The organism is Nonomuraea sp. NPDC046570 (genome assembly GCF_040645915.1).
Lineage (GTDB): Bacteria > Actinomycetota > Actinomycetes > Streptosporangiales > Streptosporangiaceae > Nonomuraea.
Window position 1 is genome coordinate 116,869 of sequence record NZ_JBEYZF010000002.1, and the last position, 19,853, is coordinate 136,721.

Below are 19,853 nucleotides of genomic sequence, written 5' to 3' on the forward strand. Positions count from 1 at the left end.
GGAGCGTTGCGGGAACGGGCCCGCAGGGTGTATCAAGGCGCAGGGTGATCCGTTTTGCTATCTGTTTACCTTGACCTGGGTGTCGGTCTCGTTCTGTCCTTCCTGCTGCTGTCCCTGCTGGTCAGCGGGGTCAACGAGGCTGTCGTCCGGCTGACCGCCGTACGCAGCAAGTTCCTCTGGGCCTACCTCAGGGACACCATGGACGGCTCCGACGACCAGGGCAAAGCCTGGCTCCCGGCCAAGGCCACCGACGTGTTCGCCGCGCTGCCCTTCAAGCGCGACCCCCGGCCCGAGCACAGCGACCAGCCCGCGCCCGCCGAGGTCCAGGCCATGCCCACCCAGGAGGGCCGGACCGACGACGCGATGACCAAGCTCTTCTACGAGCGGGTACGCGAGATCGACCACCCCAAGACCGGCCGGACCAGCATCTCCGACATCCCGCCCGGCCGTTTCGCGGTCGCCATGATGGAGATGGCCTCCGCCGAGAAGGACGGCGTCGACGGCCTGCTGGCCAAACTGAAGGACCTCAAGAGCCCCCTGCACGGCCACCTGCAGGGGCTGTGGGACGGCGCCCAGCGCGACATGGAGCGCTTCCGGGTGGGCGTCGAAGGCTGGTTCGACACCGAGATGCAGCGCCTGTCGATGCTCTACAGGCGCTACGTCAAGTGGGTCGTCGCCGTGCTCGGCCTGCTGGTCACCCTGCTGTTCAGCATGGACGCCCTGGAGTACGCCAAGACGCTGCTGCGCGACAACGCCTTCCGCGTCGGCGTCTCGGCCGTCGCCGGCGGCAGCACCGAGGCGTACGGCGAGCTCAAGGAGCAGTGCACCAGCCAGCAGCCGGTCACCTGCATCACCGAGACGCTCAGCTCGCCCGCGCTGGTCAAGGTGTTCGACCACGCCATCGTCAGCGTGGTCATCCCCGAGGAGGGCGACCCCGGCATCTCCTGGAACGGCGCCGTCTGGTGGGACCGCCTGACCACCCTCAGCCACTGGCCCGGCTACCTGCTCACCTTCGTCGGCCTGCTGTTCGGCGCACCGTTCTGGTGGGACATCTTCCGCAGACTCACCGGGATACGCTCGCGCCGGTCCTGATATCACTGGGGGGTGACCGATACCCTCCATGACCGGGCCGTCGACGCCTACATCGCCGCGGCCAACGCGACCGAGCCCGGCCGGCGCATGACGCTGCTCAGCCGGGCGCTGAGCGCCGACGTCGTCTTCTGGGGGCCGCTCGGCCGGGGCGTCGGCCGAGAGTCCGTCGCCGACTTCATCGCCGAGGTCGTGCACCGACACCCGGCCGGGCCGGCCAGGATGGTCCGCACCACCGCGGTGGACGCACCGGAGGAGTGGGCCCGCTTCGGCTGGCGGTACGAGGACACCGCCGGGCAGAGCATTCTGACCGGCATGGACGTGGTGCATGTCACCCCGGCGGGCGACATCGACCAGATCATCGTCTTCGCGGGCGACATGACGTGACCACCCACCGCCCACACGCGGTCCCTGACCACGCGGTCCCCGACCACATCGTCCCCGGCCACGCTGACGTCGCCCTCGGTCGTGAGTCGTTCCGAGGGGCGAACGCCGACGTCGTTCTCGACCACGAGCGCGGGCTGGCTCTGCGGTACCCCCGCCACCCCGGCGGACGTGCCCGGCTGCCCGTCCTGGCCGGGATGATGCGCGCGGCTCGGGCCCACGGCCTGCCCGTGCCCGAGGTCGTCGAGGTCGGCGGCGACCGCCTGGTGACCACGATCGCCCGCGGCACCCCGCTCACGCCCGGCGTGCCCGTACGGGCCGAGGCGCTGGCGGGCCTGCTCGACCGGCTCGCCACCGTGCCCGCCGGTCCCGGCCCCGACCCGCGCGAGGAGTGGCGAACCCTCGCCGACCAAGTACGGCACCGCGTCGTGCCGCTGCTCGCCCCGCCCGCCGCCGCCCGGGTGACGGCAGAGGTAGCCCGCGCGCTGGAGGCGGCCTCGGCGGCGCCGCGCGGATTCGTCCACGGCGACCTCGGCGGCGCGAACGTGCTCATCGAGGACGGCCAGGTCAGCGCCGTGCTCGACTGGGAGTCCGCCGGGCCGGGCGACCCCGCCGTGGACTTCGCTGCGCTGACCGTCTCGGTGTCCGAGGCCACGGCCGGGCTGCTCGCCGCGCGCTTTCCCGACTTCGCGGAGCGCGCCCGCGCCTACGCCGCCACCTTCGCCCTGCAGGAGGCCGTGCACGGCCTCGTACACGGGGACGACGAGGCGGTGACCGCCGGTCTGGCAGGCTACCTTTCATGACCATCGAGACAGAGCGCCTGATCATGCGCAGATGGCGCGAGGCGGACAGAGAGCCCTTCGCGGCGCTCAACGCCGACCCCAAGGTGATGGAGTACTTCCCCGGGCTCCTCACCCGCGAGCGAAGCGACCACCTGGTCGACCGGATCGAGCAGAGCTTCGACGAACTCGGGTACGGGTTGTGGGCGCTGGAAGTGCGCGAGAGCGGGGAGTTCATCGGGTTCACCGGGCTCGCGCTGCAGACCTTCGAGGCGCCCTTCACCCCGGCGGTCGAGGTGGGCTGGCGGCTGACCCGGCACGCCTGGGGACACGGGTACGCGACCGAGTCGGCCAGAGCGGCCGTGGCGTACGGCTTCGACCGCCTGGGCCTCGCCGAGATCGTCTCCATGACGGCCGCCGTAAACCTGCGCTCCCGCGCGGTGATGGAACGCCTCGGCATGACCCACGACCCCGCCGACGACTTCGAGCACCCTTCGGTCGTCTCCCCGGACAGCCCCCTGCGCCCGCACGTCCTCTACCGCCTGCGCCGGGCTCACTGACCGCCATGCATTGGTTTTCGCCCACACATTCGAACGATTGTAAGGATAGGTGCCCCGCCGAGCGCTTCTCATCGTGGCCGCGTCAAACGGACCACTCTGACGTTTGAGGGTTCCAGTGCCCCGCAGAGGTACCGGCAAGAATAGGAGTGATGAACGCTTCTGCCGCCGCCTGGGCATCAGTCAGGGAGAGGCAGCCTCGAAGCCCGACGACCTGGGCTGCGGCGACGGGGTAGCCGGTGATCCAGGATGGATCAGGGACAGTGAACGTGTCGGGTAAGACCAAATCTGTCCCCAGGTAGATGCGGCGACGAGCTTCGCTAGTCACCGCGACTTGAACTGAGGCGCCGTTCAATCGCTCTCTCTGGCTGATCAGCAGGAGGTCCGCGAGATCACGGAACCGGCTTGAGGCGGCCCCTCGATGACGCTCGTACATCGCGCAGAGTTTGTCGGCCACATGATCAGCAAGCGGATACAGTTGGGCGAGCGGCCAGTCGTCCGGCCAAGGCATGGGGCTGCTTGATGCGAGACTCACGATCTCAGGAGTGCCAGTCGGATATCGACCGACGACAAGATCGACCTTGATCCTGTCCATGGTACGGGTGCCCAGCGTGACGGTGAAGGTTTGTTTCACCCCGCCGATCTCATCGGCGTGCTCGACCATGCCCGCCGGGTTGAAAGTGAAGAAGTCCCCCAGGTCGAGCGCAGCGGCGTTCAGCAATGCGTTCAGCGCTTCCCGGGTGCTTTGCGCCGTGGGGCGTTGCAGATCGACGTCCCGGCTCAGACGGGCCTGAGCTGGGTACCGCAACAGGAGGGCCTGTCCACCCTTGAGTAGCCAGTGGGGTCGTAATGGAAAACTCGCGCTGCGAAACGGCTGAAGTAGAAGCTACGGAAGACCAGGATGGGGTCAAGGTTGTACCTCTTGGCGTGGGCACCAAGGCGATCTTTCATAGCCCTCTCAAATGCTCGAGGGCTGGCGTAGGGCCGATTCACCGTGCCTCTTCCGGCTTTTCTGTGGCGCTGCTGTCCGTCGTTGGTCTCCGTCTTTTCGTGGCCGGTGCACGGTAGGCGGCGGATATTGAGGCGTGATCGCTGACCATTGATTCCTGGCCCATGTCGCGGGCTATGCGTGCAGCGATGGAGGAGATCGCTGTTTCTTGCTGTACGTCCTGAAGGAATGTGCGACGAGCGGCTTCCGTCGGGTGGTTGCCTTCAAGTTCGGCGAGCAGTGCGAAGGCGGAGGCGAGCCCCTGAACGGCGCCTTCCTGTCTGAGCCGTGTGGCCTCCTCCGCAGGGAGTTCGGTGTTGGCCTGCTCTGCGAGATACTCCAGCAGTTGCTGTCCTGAGGCGGAGCGGGGCAGGCCGTAGGCCCTCGTGAATCGCGCAACGCGATCAGCGAGAGTCGTGCGGTTCGTCAGGCCGCGTCGATCGGCGTCGGCGATCACTTCGCCGACGTGCGCGCCGTCCGCGCGCGCGGCCAGCAGATCGACCACCGTTCGTTCGGCCGTGGTGACTGGAAGGCCGTCGATCAGCACGACATCGGCCGGGTCGAGATCGGCGCGATGCAGGCGCACCCCACGCTCACGGGTGGTGCGACGTCGAGGTACTGAGATCTCAACCGTGGAGGTCGGAAGATCCCCAAGCTGATGCAGGTCGCACGCCGAACCGTGAGAGACAACGCCTCCGTAGGTCGCAGTGCTGTGGCGTTGCCATGCCGGCAGTCCGGGCTCAAGCCGTAGCCAAGCGACCTTGATCTCCAGGTGATCGGGTTGTGCAGCACCTGTGGCGAGGTATACACCGCGACCGACGCTCTCAAGGAGTCCGGCTTCAACCAGTCGCAGTAGATCCACAGCGCTGACACCTGCGGTTTTGGCCTGAGACGCAGTGACAAGGCCCCACTGGTCAGGGGCCAGTTCGCCTACCGCCCTCAGTGCTTGATCTCGCCTCATGCATCAAAGGTTACATTGGCTATGCAGTGATAGTTACATTTAGTCGTAAGTTTCGCTGTGAGATTTGTGAATAGATCTTGATTACATCGTAAGTGCACATCAAAAGTTACGCCGATCTGCATCGAGTCGGTGTGGCTGGTGGTTCAGGTAGGACAGCTCGCGCCACTCCCGTAGTGGCAGGGCGTCGCCGGGTGTGAGGACCTGCAGGCAGACGTGGTCGGCGCCCGCGGCGAAGTGCTCCCGCACGCGTTCGTCGATGGTGGCCGCGTCGCCGTACGCGACGATGGCGTCGACCAGGCGCCTGCTCGGGCCTGTGAGATCGGCCTCGTCGAAGCCGAGCCGGCGCAGGCTCGCGACCTGGTGGGGTGCCTGGGTGGCGTAGAAACCGACGTGCTGGGTGGCGGCCTCGCGGGCCCTGGTCACGTCGGAGTCGAGGATCACCGCCTGCTCGACGGCGAGGAACGCGTCGGGCCCCATGATCTCGCGGGCCCTGCGGGTGTGCTCGACCGGGACGAAGTACGGGTGGGCGCCCAGTGTGCGTTCGGAGGCCAGGGCCAGCATCTTGGGGCCGAGTGCGGCCAGCACCCGGCGAGGCGGTACGGCGGGCGCGGGGGAGTTCAGCGGGACGGCGTCCATGGCGGTGAGGTAGGCGGTCATCGTGGCGAGCGCCCTGCCGGGGCTCGGGATGGAGTAGCCGTCCGCCTGGATCGGCCGGTCGTCCACCCGGTGGCCGCCGAGGCCGAGCAGGTAGCGGCCGGGGTGGGCCTCGTTGAGGGCGCGTTCGGCGGCGGCCATGCTGATCGGGTCGCGGAAGGCGATGTTGGCGATGCCCGCGGCGACCTTGAGGCGGGTGGTGGCGGACAGGGTGAGCCACGCCTGGCTGACCGTGTCGCGGCCGAAGCCTTCGCCGAACCAGAGCGTGCCGTACCCGAGCTCCTCGATCTCGGCCGCGGCGTCGCGGACCAGTGAGGCGGGCTGCTGGTCGAGCGTCCACGTCCAGATTCCGACTTTCCCATACATGGGGGCTCCTTATTCGGAGAGGGTCTCCGGTTGTTGGTGCGGCTAGGATACGGAGTAGTTCTCCGGTTTCGCAACAGGGAGGTGTCGATGCGTGCCGACGCGCGTCGCAATCGCGACCATCTCGTCGCCACGGCCAGGGCGGTCATCGCCGAGGAGGGGCCGGAGGTGTCGCTCAACGAGGTGGCCAGGCGGGCGGAGGTCGGGCCGGGCACGCTCTACCGGCACTTCCCCAACCGGCGCGCCCTCCTGCTCGCCGTCTTCACCGACCGGATCGAGACCCTGTGCGCCCAGGCCGAGTCCCTGTCCTCGGCCGCCCCGGAGAGCGCCCTGGAAACCTGGCTCAAGGCCCTGCTGGCGCATACCCGTACCGACGGCGGGCTGTCGGCCACCATGGCGTCGGAAGGCGACCTGGCCGAGGAAGTCGGCTTCGACTGTCAGGCGCGGCTGCGCGCGGCGGCCGGCGGCCTGCTGGACCGGGCGCAGCGCGCCGGAGCGGTCAGGCCCGACGTCGACGTCGACGACCTGTTCCAGCTCGTCGCGGGCATCGCCCCCGCCAGCCGCGCGGAGCGCCTGCTCCTCCTCGCCCTGAACGGGCTGAACACCCACCGATGATGCGGAAGGGCGCGTCGCGATCCAGGCCGACGACTGATCGGCTGCCGCTGGTACGGCCTCCGCCATGGTGAAACGCCGACCGGCCTGCGAGATCGGTGCCGGAGCCTGTCCGCCGTGTGGTCAGTGGGCCGCGACCAGGGTCTTGAGCCCGATGATGGCCAGCCCGAGAAGCAGGTTGATGATCCCGGAGACCACGATGAGGCGCGTGGTCCAGTGGATCTTCGACGCGGCGATGACCGCCCAGAGGACCTGACCGGCGACCGCCACGCACAGCGCCACCCAGGCCGCCACCGAGTCCGACGCCCCCAGTGCCGAGGCGAAGGTGACGGCGATGGCCGGAGGGAAGGACGCCTGGGCCAGCGGCCACTCCTGTTTGGCGAGCCCGCGAACGTTCGTCCAGGTGAAGGCGCGTGGCGGGTATCCACGGCCGACGAACTGGCGTACACGTGGGTGAGCCAGAACACCACTCCGGTACAGATCAGCAAGGTCACCAGCTCCGCCACCGAAGGCGGCCCGCCCTCGGCGGTGCTGCCCGCGATCACGGAGGCGGCCAGCAGCGAACCGTACACGGCGCCCGCGTACCCCTACCCGCTGGAAGATCAATCCGCGTTTCACGTCGCAGACCTGTAACGCCTGCAAGCGCATCGCCGGAGAGTCGCGAGAGCCAAGCGCTCTTTCTGTGTGTGGCCTGTGGGTGGCGGGACAACGCCGACGTGAACGCGGCCAAGAATGTCTGAGATACCGCCGCAGGGCATGTGGTGGCTGCACGGGGAGGCGCCGGGTTGCCGGAGCCCGCGAACCGTGAACCTCAACGCGATCTCCTCTCGCTCATGCCCACAGTGTGTGGTTCGCGGGGCCCGAACCGCCTGGGCGACATGCGGGGACAATGCACAGATTTGGCAACACCGGTGTCCAGAAGAATGGTCTGAACATCCATCCAGGCTGGGGAGACGGCCTGTCCTCTTCGGGTAGATCATGAAAAGATGTCGGCTATGCGGCACTTCCCGGTCGTACTCGCGGGCGCGGCGGCCGTCTTCGTCGCAGCCATCGCCATGACGGTGTACGCCCTCCTGCCAGACGCCGACGCAGTACCCACTCGGTTGGAGCTCGTCGCAGCCCCCGACGGCGGATCGCCGTCCCCCTCGCCCACGTTTCTGACGCTCCCTCCCGTGGCGTCGGTTCCGGGCCCGGCGCCCGTGACGCAGACTCCTACTCTCTCGGCGTCCGACGTGTTTCGGCACGTCCTTCCACCGTCGTACGGCGCCCAGGTGATGCCGGAACTGTGGAACATGGACGGCAAGAGCGCTCTCGCCCTCATGGCCGAGATGGGGTTCGACGCCGAGATCCTGAACCGCCCCTCGGTGGCCAAGCCGGAGGATTGGATCGTGGCCGGTCAGTCCCCCGGGCCAGGTGACTCGCTCTTGAAGACCATGAGGGTTCTCGTCCACCTCGTACCGAAGGACCCGCGAGACGCGCCTCCCCTCGTCGAGCCCAGCATGACTCACACCCCCATACCGTTCGTCCCCCCGCACACGCCGTCACCCGGTTGACCCCTCTGCGAGTCGCCCGCCTGGGCGCGCTAACGGCCCGGAACCCTGAAGGGTTCCGGGCCGTTCCGGTGAGGCCGGGGCCTACACGTCGTAGTACATCTCGAACTCGTGCGGGTGCGGGCGCAGGCGGATCGGGTCGATCTCGTTCTCGCGCTTGTAGGCGATCCACGTCTCGATCAGGTCCGGCGTGAACACGCCGCCTTCGAGCAGGTAGTCGTGGTCGGCCTCAAGGGCGTCGAGGACCTCCGACAGGGAGCCGGGCACCTGCGGGACCGAGCGGGCCTCCTCCGGAGGCAGCTCGTAGAGGTCCTTGTCGACCGGCTCCGGCGGCTCGATCTTGTTGCGGATGCCGTCGATCCCGGCCATCAGCATCGCCGCGAACGCGAAGTACGGGTTGCACGACGGGTCCGGCACGCGGAACTCGATGCGCTTGGCCTTCGGGTTGGACCCCGTGATCGGGATGCGCACGCAGGCCGAGCGGTTGCGCTGGGAGTACACCAGGTTGACGGGCGCCTCGTAGCCGGGCACCAGCCGGTGGTAGGAGTTGACCGTCGGGTTGGTGAACGCCAGCAGCGAGGGAGCGTGCTTGAGCAGGCCGCCGATGTAGTAGCGGGCGGTGTCGGACAGGCCCGCGTAGCCGACCTCGTCGTAGAACAGCGGCGCCCCGTCCTTCCACAGCGACTGGTGGCAGTGCATGCCGGAGCCGTTGTCACCGAAGATCGGCTTGGGCATGAAGGTGACGGTGTGGTTGTACTCCAGGGCGGTGCTCTTGATGACGTACTTGTAGAGCATGAGGTTGTCGGCCGTCTTCAGCAGCGTGCCGAACCTGAAGTCGATCTCGGCCTGCCCGGCGGTGCCCACCTCGTGGTGCTGCATCTCGACGTCGATGCCGCACTCGATGAGCTTGCGGACCATCTCCGAGCGCAGGTCGGTGAAGTGGTCCATGGGCGGGACCGGGAAGTAGCCGCCCTTGTAGCGGGGCTTGTATCCCTTGTTGCCGCCCTCGGCCGCCTTGCCGGTGTTCCAGGCGCCCTCGATGGAGTCGACGTAGTAGTAGCTGGAGTACTGGTTGGTCTCGAAGCGGACGTCGTCGAAGATGTAGAACTCGGCCTCGGGGCCGAAGAAGGCGGTGTCGGCGATGCCGGTGCCCTTGAGGTACTCCTCGGCCTTGCGCGCCACGTTGCGCGGGTCGCGGCTGTACGCCTCGCCGGTCAGCGGGTCGTGCACGAAGAAGTTGATGTTCAGCGTCTTGTGCTGGCGGAACGGGTCGAGCACGGCGCTGGAGGGGTCGGGCAGCAGCAGCATGTCCGACTCGTGGATGGCCTGGAAACCACGGATGGAAGAACCGTCGAACATGAGGCCGTCGGTGAAGACATTGGCCCCGAAGTTTTCGACCGGGAAGGTGAAGTGGTGCGTCGTCCCCGGCAGGTCGGTGAACCTGACATCGACGAACTGCACCCCTTCGTCCCTGATGAACTTCAGGACGTCGTCGGCGGAGTTGAACACTCTCGAACCTCCCAAGGGCAGGGCTACCAGGGCGACGCTAGGCGGTGGCCGTTTCCTGTCCGTATCCCGATTGTTTCGCACGTGTTACGTGGTGCTCACGTCGCCTCCGCGGCCGCACAGGAGTCGTCGTTCGCGTCCTCTTCGAGGGCGTAGGGATCCGACGGGGACCCGGAGGCCATCGGCGTGTGTCTGGTCTGAAGCGCGAAAGGGTCACGATGGGGACCGGTCGGGGGGCCGGATACCTTGGGGGCATGAGCGGTAAGCAGCAGCCCCGGTGGACGCAGACCTGGCTGGGCGGGGTCAGGTCGGCAGGGGTCGACCTCGGGTATCCCGGTGAGCGCCTCGGCCTGCCCGCCGAGGGGAGTGGCTCGGTCGCCAGGTTCGGCCGCCGGTTCGGCGCGGTGATCATCGACTGGCTGATCGGCACCTGGGCCATCACGCAGGCGCTGCTGAGGATCAATCCCGCCGAGCAGCCGTGGGTGCCGTTCGTGGTGTTCGTCGTGCAGTACCTGCTGCTGGTGGGGTTCCTCGGCCAGACGTTCGGTCACCGGCTGCTGAACATCAGGGTGGCGGCGATGGACGGCGGGCGACCCCGGTGGCTGCCGGTGCTGGTGCGCACGGTGCTGCTGGCGCTGGCCGTTCCGGCGCTGATCTGGGACCGCGACCAGCGCGGGGTCCACGACCGGGTGTCCAACACCGTCGTCGTCCGCATGTAGGGCGGCGGGGGCAGCGCCACCGGCGATACTCTCCCCACCATGCCGACATCAACGGAAATCGGACCGGTGACCGCTGACGACCTCGACCAGGCCGTCCAACTCGCCGTCGCCCTCCTCCGGGAGGCGCCCCCGCAGGCCTGGGACGGCAAGGCCGGTTCGCTGGAGTGGGACTGCTGGGAGACCGTCGAGCACCTCAGCGACGACCTCTTCTCCTACGCCGTCCAACTGGGCCCGAGGACGCCGCCCCTGGACACCGAGGTGCCCTTCGCGTGGGAGAGGCGAAGGCCCGGAGGCCCCGCGAACGCCGTCCACGCGGACCGCTCGGCGGGGCACGCCGGGCTGCTGCAGGTGCTGGAGGCGAGCGGCGCGCTCCTGGTCGCCATGGTACGGACGACACCGTCGCGCATCCGCGCCCACCACATCTTCGGGGCGTCGGACCCGGAGGGATTCGCCGCGATGGGCATCGTGGAGACCCTCGTGCACACCCACGACCTGGCCGAGGGCCTCGGCCTCGCCTGGACCCCGCCCGCCGCCCTGTGCTCCCGCACACTCGCCCGGCTCTTCCCGGACGCGCCCCGGAACACCGATCCCTGGCCGACCCTGCTGTGGGCCACCGGCCGCGCCGAACTGCCCGGCCACGCCCGCCTCACCACCTGGCGCTGGTACGGCGAGCCCCGACGGTAGAGGTCAGGCCAGGCAGGTGAAGATGGCGGTGCCGGGAAGGTGCCGGCCGCGTAGCGGGCTCCAGCCGCCCCACAGGCGGTCATGCCCCTCGGGCCACTCCGGTTCCAGCAGGCCCGCCAGCGTCAGCCCCGAGGCGGCGACCAGGCCCACCCAGTCGCCCATCGTGCGATGGTGCTCGACGTAGGAGGGGGTGCCGTCCTCGTCGCGCTCGACATACGGCGAACGGTCGAAGTAGGAGCGATCGGAGGTCAGCCCGCGCGGCCCCGGATCGTCGGGGAAGGCCCACCTGATCGGGTGGCTGACCGAGAAGACGAAGCGCCCGCCCGGCCGCAGCACCCGGCGTACCTCGGTGAGCACCGCCAGCGGGTCGGCGACGAACGGCAGCGCGCCGTACGCCGAACAGGCCAGATCGAAACCGTCGTCCGCGAACGGCAGTACCTCGGCGTCGGCCTGCACCACCGGCACCCGCACACCGCTGTCCAGATCGATGCGCTGGGCGTGGCGAAGCTGGCGATGCGACAGGTCGAACGCGGCCACCTCGGCGCCCTGGCCGACGAGCCAGCGCGCGCACTGGGCCGCGCCGCAGCCGATCTCCAGCACACGCCGCCCGCGCACCTCGCCCAGCAGGCGCGCCTCGGCCTCGTCCAGACCCTCGGGGCACCACACGAAGCCCGCGTCGCGCAGGAACTCGCCGTGCTCGACCTGGTAGTCGTCGGCGGCGCCGTCCCACCAGCCGCGGTTGGCCCTGGAGGTCTGCCGTGCGTCGACCATTCAGCGCATCTTGGGTCCGCGCGGCATGCGCGCGCCCTTGGGCATCGGGCCCTTGGGCATCGGCAGGTTCTTCGGCAGCGAACGCAGCCGGTCCTTCACCTGGTTGACCGCGGGCTTCTTCAGGTTGCGCGGCAGCTTCATGATGTGCCGCTGCAGCTTGCCCAGCGGCACCTGGCCCTCGGCGTCACCGCACTGGATGTCGTAGACCGGCACGTCGAGCGCCACCCGCTGTAGCCGCTTCTTCTCCGACACCAGCAGCTTCTGCACCCGGGTGCCGGGGCCCTCGGAGACCAGGATGATCCCCGGCAGGCCCACCACGAGGTGCACCAGGTCCTGGTCGCGGTTGACCGCGATCGCCGGGGTCACCTCCCAGTTGCCGCGCATGCCCTGCAGCACCGCGGCGGCGGCGCCCACCTGGCCGTCGAGCATCGAGTACTGGGCGCGCTGGGCGAGCTGGCCGAACACCACCAGGCCGACCGTGAAGGCCAGCAGTACGCCGATGAAGACGGAATACCAGACCAGCCCGGTGACCAGGCCGATCACGACAGCCACCGCCAGCGTGCCGACCGCCGAAAGGAAGACGATGGGCATGCCCTTGGGGTTGGCCTGCTTGATGATCTGCGCGATCATGCGGAGCTGCTTGATGCGCCCCGGCTTCTCTGGGTCTACGGGCTTCGCCATGATGTGAAGGATACAAACGTAGGGGTCAAGAAAGGAAAACGTGACCTACCGCGCGTCGCGGCCGCCCCCTCACGGAGGGAGCGGCCCGCCGCGTCAGGCGCTCTGCCGCGCCTCGATGGCCTGCTTGTACAGCTTGCCCGCGCGGTAGGACGAGCGCACCAGCGGCCCCGAGAGGACGCCCGCGAACCCGATGGTCTCCGCCTCGGCCTGCAGCTCGACGAACTCCTCCGGCTTCACCCAGCGCTCCACCGGGTGGTGGCGCGGGGTGGGACGGAGATACTGGGTGATCGTGAGCAGGTCGGTGCCCGCCTCGTGCAGGTCGCGCATGGCCTCCACGACCTCCTCGCGCGTCTCGCCCATGCCCAGGATCAGGTTGGACTTGGTGACCAGACCCGCCTCGCGGGCCGTGGTGATGACGCCCAGCGAGCGGTCGTAGCGGAAGGCGGGCCGGATGCGCTTGAAGATGCGCGGCACCGTCTCCACGTTGTGCGCGAACACCTCGGGGCGGCTGGAGAAGACCTCCTCCAACTGGTCGCGGTGCCCGTTGAAGTCGGGGACCAGCAGCTCGACGCCGCAGCCGGGCAGCAGCGCGTGGATCTGCCGCGCGGTCTCGGCGTAGAGCCAGGCGCCGCCGTCGGGCAGGTCGTCGCGGGCCACACCGGTCACCGTGGCGTACTTCAGGCCCATCTGCTGGACCGACTCGGCGACCCTGCGCGGCTCGTCCTTGTCGTACTCCTTGGGCTTGCCGGTGTCGATCTGGCAGAAGTCGCAGCGGCGGGTGCACTGGTCGCCGCCGATGAGGAAGGTCGCCTCGCGGTCTTCCCAGCATTCGTAGATATTGGGGCAGCCCGCCTCTTCACAGACCGTGTGCAGACCCTCGCGGCGCACCAGCGATTTCAGCTCGGTGTACTCGGGACCGGTCTTGAGCTTGGTCTTGATCCACGGGGGCTTGCGCTCGATAGGGGTTTCGGCGTTGCGCACCTCCAGGCGGAGGAGCTTTCGGCCTTCAGGAGCAACGGTCACAGGCTCTACTGTATGTCGCTCACGAGATCAGGCCGAACCCGCCCACCGCCCTCGCGTAGTGGCGCTCCAGCTCGGCGTCGATCGCGGCCGAATCGGCCGCGCCGAGCAGCGGCGATCCCGGCGCGGAGGTGAGCACCCCGTCGTCGGACAGGCGGGTGCGGGTCAGCGCGTCCTGCCGGATCTGGCCGACGCTCTCGCCGCGCAGCACCGCCGCCTGCATGGGCGCCAGATAGCTGCCGGCGGCCATCAGCTCGCCCAGCTCCCGTAACTCCTCGTCGGTGGCGGCCCGCCTGACCCGCTCCCGGGCCTGCTCCGCCGTACGGGCGTTCTCCCGGCGGGCCAGGCGGGTCAGCAGCCGCTCCAGCAGCAGCACCGGCCAGCCGAACACCCGCCCGATCGCCCTGCCGAGGGTGCTCGCCGCCTCGTAACCGGCGTCCGGGCCCCATCCGGCCAGTTCGCGGGTGATCTCCATGTGCGCCTCGTGGCGGCGCTCCAGCGGGCCCGTGCCCAGCAGTGACTCGCGCCACGCGGCGAGCGTCGACAGCGCCCCCTCCACCACGATCCCGACGTCGGCGCCCGCCTCGGCGTACGCCCCGGCCAGGAGCACCGCCCGCTGCCTGGGGGACAGGGCGAGCCAGAGCGGTAGCCCGACCACCAGCACCGGGGTCCTGCGCAGGCCCACGCGCTGGTAGCCGGTCTCCACGGTCAGGTCCCGCACCGCCACCAGCGCGGGCCTGGGCACGCCCACCTGGTCGGCCAGCCGGTCCGCGACGCCGTACAGCACCGGGGCGGAGCCCGGGTCGAGCGGCTCCGCGTCGCGGGGCAGCGTGCGCACGCGCGGGCGCAGCAGCACGCCGATGGCCACGAAGATCGCGCCGAGCAGCCACGACGGCAGGAAGGCGGGATGGCGCCAGACGGTCACGACGCCGAAGACCAGGCAGCCCAGCGTCACGGCGTGCACGGCGAGCGAGAGGAGGAAGGCCGCGATCCGCTTCACAGCCCCGATCCTAAGAGCGCGGCCCGTCCCCGATCAGCCGCGTTTGTGTGCCGATTCGGTGACCGCTTGGACGAGATCCTCCTCGTGCAGGTCGTACGCCTCGGCGCCGAACGCCTCGGCCAGCCGCTTCTCCGCGTACGGCAGGACCTCGTCGACCACGATGCGCCGGCCCGTCTCCGCCGACAGCGACGACACGCCCGCGTCGCCGATGCCGCACGGCACGATCCTGTTGAACCAGCTCGGATCGTTGGCGCAGTTGAGCGCGAAGCCGTGCATGGTCACCCCGCGCGAGACCCGGATGCCCACCGCGCCCAGCGCCCGGTCCGGCAGCCCGGCCGCCGGATCGCCCGGCACCCACACGCCGCTGCGCCCCTCGACCCTGGTCACCGCGACGCCGAAGTCGGCGCAGATCTGCACCATCGCCTCTTCGAGCACCCGCACGTAGACGCCGACGTCGCCGATCTTCACGATCGGGTAGGCCACCAGCTGGCCGGGCCCGTGCCAGGTGATCCGCCCGCCCCGGTCGACGTCGATGACCGGAGTGCCGTCGACCGGCCGCTCGTGCGCGGCGGTGCGTTTGCCCGCGGTGTACACCGGCGCGTGCTCCAGCAGCAGGCAGGTGTCGGTGAGCCCGCCCACCGCCCGCCGCGCGTGGACCCGCCGCTGCAGCGCCCAGGCCTGCTCGTACGGAACGTCGACGCCGAGACGGACGATCGCCAACCTGCTCATGGCCCCTCCTGCCGCATGGGCGCGCCTTTGCCCACGCATTAAGGGTAGTTGACCCTTAATCAGGAAGTGAGCAGCCTGGGCTCGATCCTGAACTCCTTCACCCCGCCGACGCCGTCGTGCTCCAGCCGGTAGGCGTACCCGGCGGGGTCGGTGGTGACCGCCTGGATGAACTCGGTGCCCACGAAGTGCAGGCCGACGCCCTCGTCGGCGGCGTAGCCGTCGGGCAGCTCGCCCGAGGCCACCGACGCCTGCAGCAGCGTGCGCCGCTGCGGCTCGGAGTTGTAGTGCACGCCGCACGAGTAGGGAAGGAACGCCAGGCCGTCCGTCCACACCCGCAGCGCCGGACCGAAGGAGTCGGTGTTGCCGCCCACGTGCCAGCACAACGCGCCCGCGCTCTGCCCGGCCAGCACCACCCCGGCCCGCCACGCCTCACCGAAAGCCTCGTCAAGTCCGTGCAGGCGCCACAGGGCGGCCAGGTTCGCCACGCTGCCACCGCTCACATAGACCATGTCCTGCTCAAGCAGCCAAGCCCGGGGGTCGTTGACATTCGGCATCGGGAAGACCGTCAGGTGGCTCACTTCGACGTCCCAGCCGGCGAACGCGCCGTACATCTTCAGCAGCCAGGCGCTGTCGTCACCCGTCGCGGTGGCCATCAGGCCGAGTTTGGGCCGGTCCTGGCCGGTCAGGTCGAGGGCGTAACGCAGCAGCGGGCTGGCCTCGATGAAGCCGTAGTGGGGGCTCTGCCGGAAGGACCCGCCGCCGATGGCGAGGATGTGAGACTGGCCTGACCTGCTCATGTCGGAATCTCCCACGGTGTGTCGGACGAACGGCACACTAGAGTACGGCGGCCAGCGCCTCGTCGAGACGCGTATGCCGGAAGCCGTAGCCGCTCCCGGTCAGCTTGGCGGGTAGCGCACGCTGCCCGAACACCAGTCCCTCCCCGGCGAACTCGCCCAGCCCGAGCCGCAGCGCGAACTCCGGAACCGGGATCGGCATCGTCGGCCGGCGCAACGCCCTGCCCAGCGCCTTGGTGAAGTCGGCGTTGGTGACCGGCGCGGGTCCCGTCAGGTTCACCGGCCCCTCCACCTGCCGGTTCCGCAGCACGTGCAGGACCGCCCCGACCCAGTCGTCCACCGTGATCCACGACCAGTACTGCCGTCCCGACGCCAGCGGGGCGCCCAGCCCCAGCTTGAAGATCGGCAGCATCTGCCGCAGCGCCCCGCCCTTCCCGCTCAGCACCAGCCCTGTGCGCAGTTGCGCCGTCCTGATGCCGCCGTCGCCCGCCGCCCGCGCCTCGCCCTCCCAGCGCTCGCACAGCTCGGCCAGGAACCCCTCGCCGCGCGGGCCGCTCTCGTCGACGGCGTGGTCGCCGGTGTCGCCGTAGAAGCCGACACCGGAGGCGGACACCAGCACCTGGGGCGGCCGGGACAGGGCGTTCAGCGCGGTGACCAGCGTGCGGGTGCCGTCCACGCGGCTGTCGTAGATCTCCCGCTTGTAGGAGTCGGTCCACCGTTTGTCCCCGATGCCCGCCCCGGCCAGGTGCACGACCGCCTCGGCGCCGTCCAGCGCGGCCGGGTCGAGGAGCCCCTTGGCCGGCTGCCAGAACGACTCGTCCTCCCCCTGCGGCGCCCGGCGCACCAGCCTGACGACCCGCTCCCCCTGCTCCCGCAGGGCCCCCACGAGCGCACTCCCCAGCAACCCCGAGGCCCCGGTCACGATGATCGCCATTCTCCCAGCCTACGCCGCCCCACCCCACCTCCAGAGCGGGCGATGTAGCGGCGGCCGGCCCGTGCGCTCGAGTGGCGTCGGCCGGAGGGCGTCAGGCGGTGACCGCGGGGGAGCCCGGGGTGGCCTGCCGTAAAAGACGCCGGGCGCCCGCGAAGAACGCGGGCGCCCGGTGTGTGGAGCGGTGTCGGACTACGCGAGGCCGAGCTGGGCCTCGAAGCGGCCCTCCTCCAGGCGGCGCTTGATCGTGGTGAGGAAGCGCGCGGCGTCGGCGCCGTCCACCAGGCGGTGGTCGTACGTCAGCGCCAGGTACACCATCGACCGCACCGCGATGACCTCGCCCTCAGGCGTGTCGAGCACCACGGGACGCTTGACGACCGCCCCGGTGCCCAGCATGCCGACCTGCGGCTGGTTGAGGATCGGGGTGTCGAACAGCGCGCCGCGGCTGCCGGTGTTGGTCAGCGTGAACGTGCCGCCGGTGATCTCGTCGGGCGTGACCTTGTTGGCGCGGGTGCGCTCGGCCAGGTCGGCCGTCTTGCGGGCCAGCCCGGCGAGGTTGAGGTCGCCCGCGTTCTTGATCACCGCGGCGATCAGGCCGCGCTCGGTGTCGACGGCGATGGCCAGGTGCTCGACGTCGAAGTACGTGACCTCCATCGTCTCGTTGTTGATCGTGGCGTTCAGCTTGGGGTGCTGCTTGAGCGCCTCGATCGCGGCCATCTCGAAGAACGGCATGAACGACAGCTTGACGCCCTCGCGGCGGAGGAACTCCCCCTTCGCCTGGTCGCGCAGGCGCGCGATCTTGGTGACGTCCACCTCGACGACCGTGGTGAGCTGGGCCGCCGTCTGCAGCGACTCGACCAGGCGCTTGGACATCGTCTGGCGCAGGCGGGTCATCTTCTCGGTACGGCCGCGCAGCGTGGTGTCGACCTCGACCGGCTCGGGCGCGGCGGCGGGGACCTGGGCGGCGGGCGCCTGGGCCTGCGGGGCCGCGGCGGCCGGGGCCTGGGCGGCGGCGGGGGCCTGCTCGCGCAGGCTCTTGGCGGCCTCCAGCACGTCCTGCTTGCGGATCCGGCCGCCCACCCCGGTGCCGGTGAGCGACTCGAGGTCGACACCGTGCTCGTTGGCGAGCTTGCGGACCAGCGGCGTGACGTACGGGCTGTCGCCGGAGGGCTGCGGCGCGGGAGCGGCCGGGGCCTGCGCCGGAGCGGCCTGCTGCGGGGCCGGGGCGGGCGCGGCGGCCTGCGGGGCCGGGGCGGCCTGCTGCGGGGCCGGAGCCGGGGCTTGCGGGGCCGGGGCGGGTGCCGGGGCCTGCTGGGCCGGGGCGGGCTGCGGGATCGACGAGGCGGGGGCCGGCGCGGGCTCGGGAGCCGGGGCGGGCGCTTCCTCCTGGGCCGGGGCGGGCGCGCCCGCCTGGCCGTTCTCGTCGATGACGGCGAGCTCGGAGCCGACCTCGACGGTTTCGTCCTCGGCCACAACGATCTTGGTCAGGATGCCCGCCGACGGGGACGGGATCTCGGTGTCGACCTTGTCGGTCGACACTTCGAGGAGCGGCTCGTCAGCCTCGACGCGCTCCCCCTCCTTCTTCAGCCAACGGGTGACCGTGCCCTCGGTGACGCTCTCGCCGAGCTGGGGCATCTGTACAGAGACCGGCATCGTTTCTACTCTCGCGTTCTTATGTGAGGGCTGTTAGTTGTGTACGTGCAGAGGCTTGCCCGCCAGGGCCAGCATGGCCTCGCCGACAGCCTCGGACTGCGTGGGGTGGGCGTGGATCAGCTGGGCCACCTCGGAGGGCAGAGCCTCCCAGTTGTAGATCAGCTGACCTTCGGTGACCAGCTCGCCGATGCGGCGACCGACCATGTGGACGCCCACGACCGGGCCGTCCTTCTGAGCGAGGACCTTCACGGCTCCCGCGGTGCCCAGGATCTGGCTCTTGGGGTTGCCCGCCAGGTCGTAGACCTGCTCGACGATCTCGATGCCGCGCTCGGCCGCCTGGGCGGAGGTGATGCCCACGGAGGCGACCTCGGGGTCGGAGTACGTGATCCGCGGCACGCCGTCGTAGTCGATCGGCGGCGGGTTGAGGCCGGCGATGTGCTCGGCCACCATGATGCCCTCGGCGAAGCCGGCGTGGGCCAGTTGCAGCGTCGGGATCAGGTCGCCGATGGCGTAGACGCCGGGGACCGAGGTCTGGCAGTGCTGGTCGACGGTGACGGCGCCGCGCTCGATCGCGATGCCGTTCTCCTCGAAGCCCAGGCCCGCCGAGACGGCGCCGCGGCCGACCGCCACGAGCAGCAGCTCGGCGTCGAGGGTCTTGCCGTTGGCGAGGGTGACGACCACACCGGTGTCGGTGGTCTTGACGCTCTCGAAGAAGACGCCGAGCTCGTACTTGATGCCGCGGCGGCGGAAGGCCCGCTCCAGCAGCTTGGAGCTCGACTCCTCCTCCAGCGGCAGCAGGTGCGGCAGCGCCTCGACGATGGCCACCTCGGCGCCGAAGGAGCGGTAGACGCTGGCCAGCTCGACGCCGATCACCCCGCCGCCGAGCACGATGACGGAGGTGGGCACGCGGTCCATCTTCAGCGTGTGCTCGCTGGTGATGACGCGCTCGCCGTCGATCTCCAGGCCCGGCAGCGACTTGGGCGCCGAGCCGGTGGCCAGCACGAGGTTGCGGCCTTCGACGATCTGGTCGCCGACCTGGATGCGGTTCCGCCCGGCCAGGCGGCCCTCACCCTCGATGACGGTGACGCCGGCGCCCTTGAGCAGCCCCTGCACGCCCTTCCAGGCGCGGGTGACGATCTTGTCCTTGAACGCGTGCACGCCGGGCACGTCGATGCCCTCGAAGCGCGCCTTGACGCCGAAGGTCTCGCTCTCGCGCGTCTCGTCGGCGACCTCCGCCGAGTGCAGCAGAGCCTTGGTGGGGATGCATCCCCGGTGCAGGCACGTGCCGCCGATCTTGTCCTTCTCGATCAGCGCGACCGTCTTGCCCAGCTCTGCCGCGCGCAGTGCGCAGGCGTAGCCGCCGCTCCCGCCCCCTAGGACGACGATGTCGTAGAGGCCGCTGCCTTCAGCCACAGGAAAGCTCCTTGT

At 69.9% G+C, this 19,853-nt stretch carries 21 protein-coding genes and 2 pseudogenes; 8 read left to right on the forward strand and 15 right to left on the reverse strand.

The window, feature by feature from the left end:
- Positions 1–54 precede the first annotated feature (54 nt).
- Genes ABZ911_RS04105 through ABZ911_RS04120 form a run of 4 tightly spaced genes read left to right on the forward strand, consistent with a single transcriptional unit; the run spans position 55 to position 2,812 of the window.
- Complete coding sequence (locus ABZ911_RS04105) at positions 55–1,092, forward strand: hypothetical protein (protein WP_358051661.1); 1,038 nt, start codon at positions 55–57, stop codon at positions 1,090–1,092.
- 12 nt (positions 1,093–1,104) lie between these two features.
- Entirely contained in the window at positions 1,105–1,476 is a 372-nt protein-coding gene (locus ABZ911_RS04110) for a nuclear transport factor 2 family protein (protein WP_358051663.1), read from the forward strand.
- Positions 1,473–2,276 (forward strand): phosphotransferase, encoded by an 804-nt coding sequence (locus ABZ911_RS04115; protein WP_358051665.1) that lies wholly within the window; start codon positions 1,473–1,475, stop codon positions 2,274–2,276. The genes ABZ911_RS04110 and ABZ911_RS04115 overlap by 4 nt, the downstream gene beginning before the upstream one ends.
- Positions 2,273–2,812 (forward strand): GNAT family N-acetyltransferase, encoded by a 540-nt coding sequence (locus ABZ911_RS04120; RefSeq protein WP_358051667.1) that lies wholly within the window; start codon positions 2,273–2,275, stop codon positions 2,810–2,812. Before ABZ911_RS04115 ends, ABZ911_RS04120 begins: the two co-directional genes overlap by 4 nt.
- 82 nt (positions 2,813–2,894) lie before the next feature.
- Here ABZ911_RS04120 and ABZ911_RS04125 read toward each other — a convergent pair.
- The 4 genes and pseudogenes from ABZ911_RS04125 to ABZ911_RS04140 form a co-directional block, all read right to left on the reverse strand.
- Positions 2,895–3,653: pseudogene (locus ABZ911_RS04125) on the reverse strand (nucleotidyl transferase AbiEii/AbiGii toxin family protein); the annotation flags it as partial.
- A gap of 145 nt (positions 3,654–3,798) precedes the next feature.
- Positions 3,799–4,383, reverse strand: coding sequence for a hypothetical protein (locus tag ABZ911_RS04130; protein WP_358052437.1), 585 nt, complete (start codon positions 4,381–4,383; stop codon positions 3,799–3,801).
- A 225-nt stretch (positions 4,384–4,608) separates the two neighbouring features.
- A pseudogene (locus ABZ911_RS04135) lies at positions 4,609–4,758 on the reverse strand (type IV toxin-antitoxin system AbiEi family antitoxin domain-containing protein); the annotation flags it as partial.
- Between the two features lie 99 nt (positions 4,759–4,857).
- The gene (locus ABZ911_RS04140) at positions 4,858–5,778 is read right to left on the reverse strand and encodes a TIGR03620 family F420-dependent LLM class oxidoreductase (RefSeq protein WP_358051669.1); all 921 of its coding nucleotides are present in this window, start codon (positions 5,776–5,778) and stop codon (positions 4,858–4,860) included.
- A gap of 87 nt (positions 5,779–5,865) precedes the next feature.
- Between ABZ911_RS04140 and ABZ911_RS04145 the strand changes: the two genes are divergently transcribed.
- Positions 5,866–6,390 carry a helix-turn-helix domain-containing protein gene (locus ABZ911_RS04145; protein WP_358051671.1) on the forward strand — a complete coding sequence of 175 codons (525 nt, stop codon included), beginning with the start codon at positions 5,866–5,868 and terminating at the stop codon, positions 6,388–6,390.
- A gap of 120 nt (positions 6,391–6,510) precedes the next feature.
- Here ABZ911_RS04145 and ABZ911_RS04150 read toward each other — a convergent pair whose 3' ends face one another.
- Positions 6,511–7,005 (reverse strand): hypothetical protein, encoded by a 495-nt coding sequence (locus ABZ911_RS04150; RefSeq protein ID WP_358051673.1) that lies wholly within the window; start codon positions 7,003–7,005, stop codon positions 6,511–6,513.
- Positions 7,006–7,382: 377 nt separating this feature from the next.
- Here ABZ911_RS04150 and ABZ911_RS04155 point away from each other — a divergent pair, with 377 nt between their 5' ends.
- The gene (locus tag ABZ911_RS04155; protein ID WP_358051675.1) at positions 7,383–7,940 is read left to right on the forward strand and encodes a PASTA domain-containing protein; all 558 of its coding nucleotides are present in this window, start codon (positions 7,383–7,385) and stop codon (positions 7,938–7,940) included.
- Between the two features lie 81 nt (positions 7,941–8,021).
- Here the strand turns inward: ABZ911_RS04155 and glnA are convergent, their stop codons facing one another.
- On the reverse strand, positions 8,022–9,446 hold the full coding sequence (gene glnA / locus ABZ911_RS04160; protein WP_358051677.1) for a type I glutamate--ammonia ligase: 1,425 nt from the start codon (positions 9,444–9,446) through the stop codon (positions 8,022–8,024).
- A 251-nt stretch (positions 9,447–9,697) separates the two neighbouring features.
- On the opposite strand from glnA, the gene ABZ911_RS04165 reads away from it, so the two are divergent.
- The gene (locus ABZ911_RS04165) at positions 9,698–10,162 is read left to right on the forward strand and encodes an RDD family protein (RefSeq protein WP_358051679.1); all 465 of its coding nucleotides are present in this window, start codon (positions 9,698–9,700) and stop codon (positions 10,160–10,162) included.
- Positions 10,163–10,228: 66 nt separating this feature from the next.
- Positions 10,229–10,846, forward strand: coding sequence for a hypothetical protein (locus tag ABZ911_RS04170; RefSeq protein ID WP_358051681.1), 618 nt, complete (start codon positions 10,229–10,231; stop codon positions 10,844–10,846).
- Positions 10,847–10,849: 3 nt separating this feature from the next.
- Here the strand turns inward: ABZ911_RS04170 and ABZ911_RS04175 are convergent, their stop codons facing one another.
- From ABZ911_RS04175 to lpdA, 9 genes are all read right to left on the reverse strand, one after another.
- Positions 10,850–11,617: a methyltransferase domain-containing protein gene (locus tag ABZ911_RS04175; RefSeq protein WP_358051683.1), complete on the reverse strand. Its 768-nt coding sequence runs from the start codon at positions 11,615–11,617 to the stop codon at positions 10,850–10,852.
- Positions 11,618–12,298 carry a DUF4191 domain-containing protein gene (locus tag ABZ911_RS04180; protein ID WP_358051685.1) on the reverse strand — a complete coding sequence of 227 codons (681 nt, stop codon included), beginning with the start codon at positions 12,296–12,298 and terminating at the stop codon, positions 11,618–11,620.
- 93 nt (positions 12,299–12,391) lie between these two features.
- Positions 12,392–13,321 (reverse strand): lipoyl synthase, encoded by a 930-nt coding sequence (gene lipA, locus ABZ911_RS04185; protein WP_358051687.1) that lies wholly within the window; start codon positions 13,319–13,321, stop codon positions 12,392–12,394.
- A gap of 19 nt (positions 13,322–13,340) precedes the next feature.
- On the reverse strand, positions 13,341–14,318 hold the full coding sequence (locus ABZ911_RS04190) for a M48 family metallopeptidase (protein WP_358051689.1): 978 nt from the start codon (positions 14,316–14,318) through the stop codon (positions 13,341–13,343).
- A gap of 33 nt (positions 14,319–14,351) precedes the next feature.
- Positions 14,352–15,047: a lipoyl(octanoyl) transferase LipB gene (lipB, locus tag ABZ911_RS04195; protein WP_358051691.1), complete on the reverse strand. Its 696-nt coding sequence runs from the start codon at positions 15,045–15,047 to the stop codon at positions 14,352–14,354.
- Positions 15,048–15,106: 59 nt separating this feature from the next.
- Positions 15,107–15,844 (reverse strand): peptidase E, encoded by a 738-nt coding sequence (locus ABZ911_RS04200; protein ID WP_358051693.1) that lies wholly within the window; start codon positions 15,842–15,844, stop codon positions 15,107–15,109.
- Positions 15,845–15,881: 37 nt separating this feature from the next.
- Positions 15,882–16,775, reverse strand: coding sequence for a TIGR01777 family oxidoreductase (locus ABZ911_RS04205; protein ID WP_358051695.1), 894 nt, complete (start codon positions 16,773–16,775; stop codon positions 15,882–15,884).
- Positions 16,776–16,964: 189 nt separating this feature from the next.
- Positions 16,965–18,425, reverse strand: coding sequence for a 2-oxoglutarate dehydrogenase, E2 component, dihydrolipoamide succinyltransferase (gene sucB / locus ABZ911_RS04210; protein ID WP_358051697.1), 1,461 nt, complete (start codon positions 18,423–18,425; stop codon positions 16,965–16,967).
- Between the two features lie 33 nt (positions 18,426–18,458).
- The gene (lpdA, locus tag ABZ911_RS04215; RefSeq protein ID WP_358051699.1) at positions 18,459–19,838 is read right to left on the reverse strand and encodes a dihydrolipoyl dehydrogenase; all 1,380 of its coding nucleotides are present in this window, start codon (positions 19,836–19,838) and stop codon (positions 18,459–18,461) included.
- Positions 19,839–19,853 lie beyond the last annotated feature (15 nt).

What these genes read in the sequence shown, in the direction of transcription:
- ABZ911_RS04120 (WP_358051667.1), top strand. Translation starts at nt 2,273, where the DNA reads ATGACCATCGAGACAGAGCGCCTGATCATGCGCAGATGGCGCGAGGCG.
- ABZ911_RS04140 (WP_358051669.1), bottom strand. Translation starts at nt 5,778, where the DNA reads ATGTATGGGAAAGTCGGAATCTGGACGTGGACGCTCGACCAGCAGCCC.
- ABZ911_RS04145 (WP_358051671.1), top strand. Translation starts at nt 5,866, where the DNA reads ATGCGTGCCGACGCGCGTCGCAATCGCGACCATCTCGTCGCCACGGCC.
- ABZ911_RS04155 (WP_358051675.1), top strand. Translation starts at nt 7,383, where the DNA reads ATGCGGCACTTCCCGGTCGTACTCGCGGGCGCGGCGGCCGTCTTCGTC.
- ABZ911_RS04165 (WP_358051679.1), top strand. Translation starts at nt 9,698, where the DNA reads ATGAGCGGTAAGCAGCAGCCCCGGTGGACGCAGACCTGGCTGGGCGGG.
- ABZ911_RS04175 (WP_358051683.1), bottom strand. Translation starts at nt 11,617, where the DNA reads ATGGTCGACGCACGGCAGACCTCCAGGGCCAACCGCGGCTGGTGGGAC.
- ABZ911_RS04180 (WP_358051685.1), bottom strand. Translation starts at nt 12,298, where the DNA reads ATGGCGAAGCCCGTAGACCCAGAGAAGCCGGGGCGCATCAAGCAGCTC.
- lipB (WP_358051691.1), bottom strand. Translation starts at nt 15,047, where the DNA reads ATGAGCAGGTTGGCGATCGTCCGTCTCGGCGTCGACGTTCCGTACGAG.
- ABZ911_RS04200 (WP_358051693.1), bottom strand. Translation starts at nt 15,844, where the DNA reads ATGAGCAGGTCAGGCCAGTCTCACATCCTCGCCATCGGCGGCGGGTCC.
- ABZ911_RS04205 (WP_358051695.1), bottom strand. Translation starts at nt 16,775, where the DNA reads ATGGCGATCATCGTGACCGGGGCCTCGGGGTTGCTGGGGAGTGCGCTC.
- sucB (WP_358051697.1), bottom strand. Translation starts at nt 18,425, where the DNA reads ATGCCGGTCTCTGTACAGATGCCCCAGCTCGGCGAGAGCGTCACCGAG.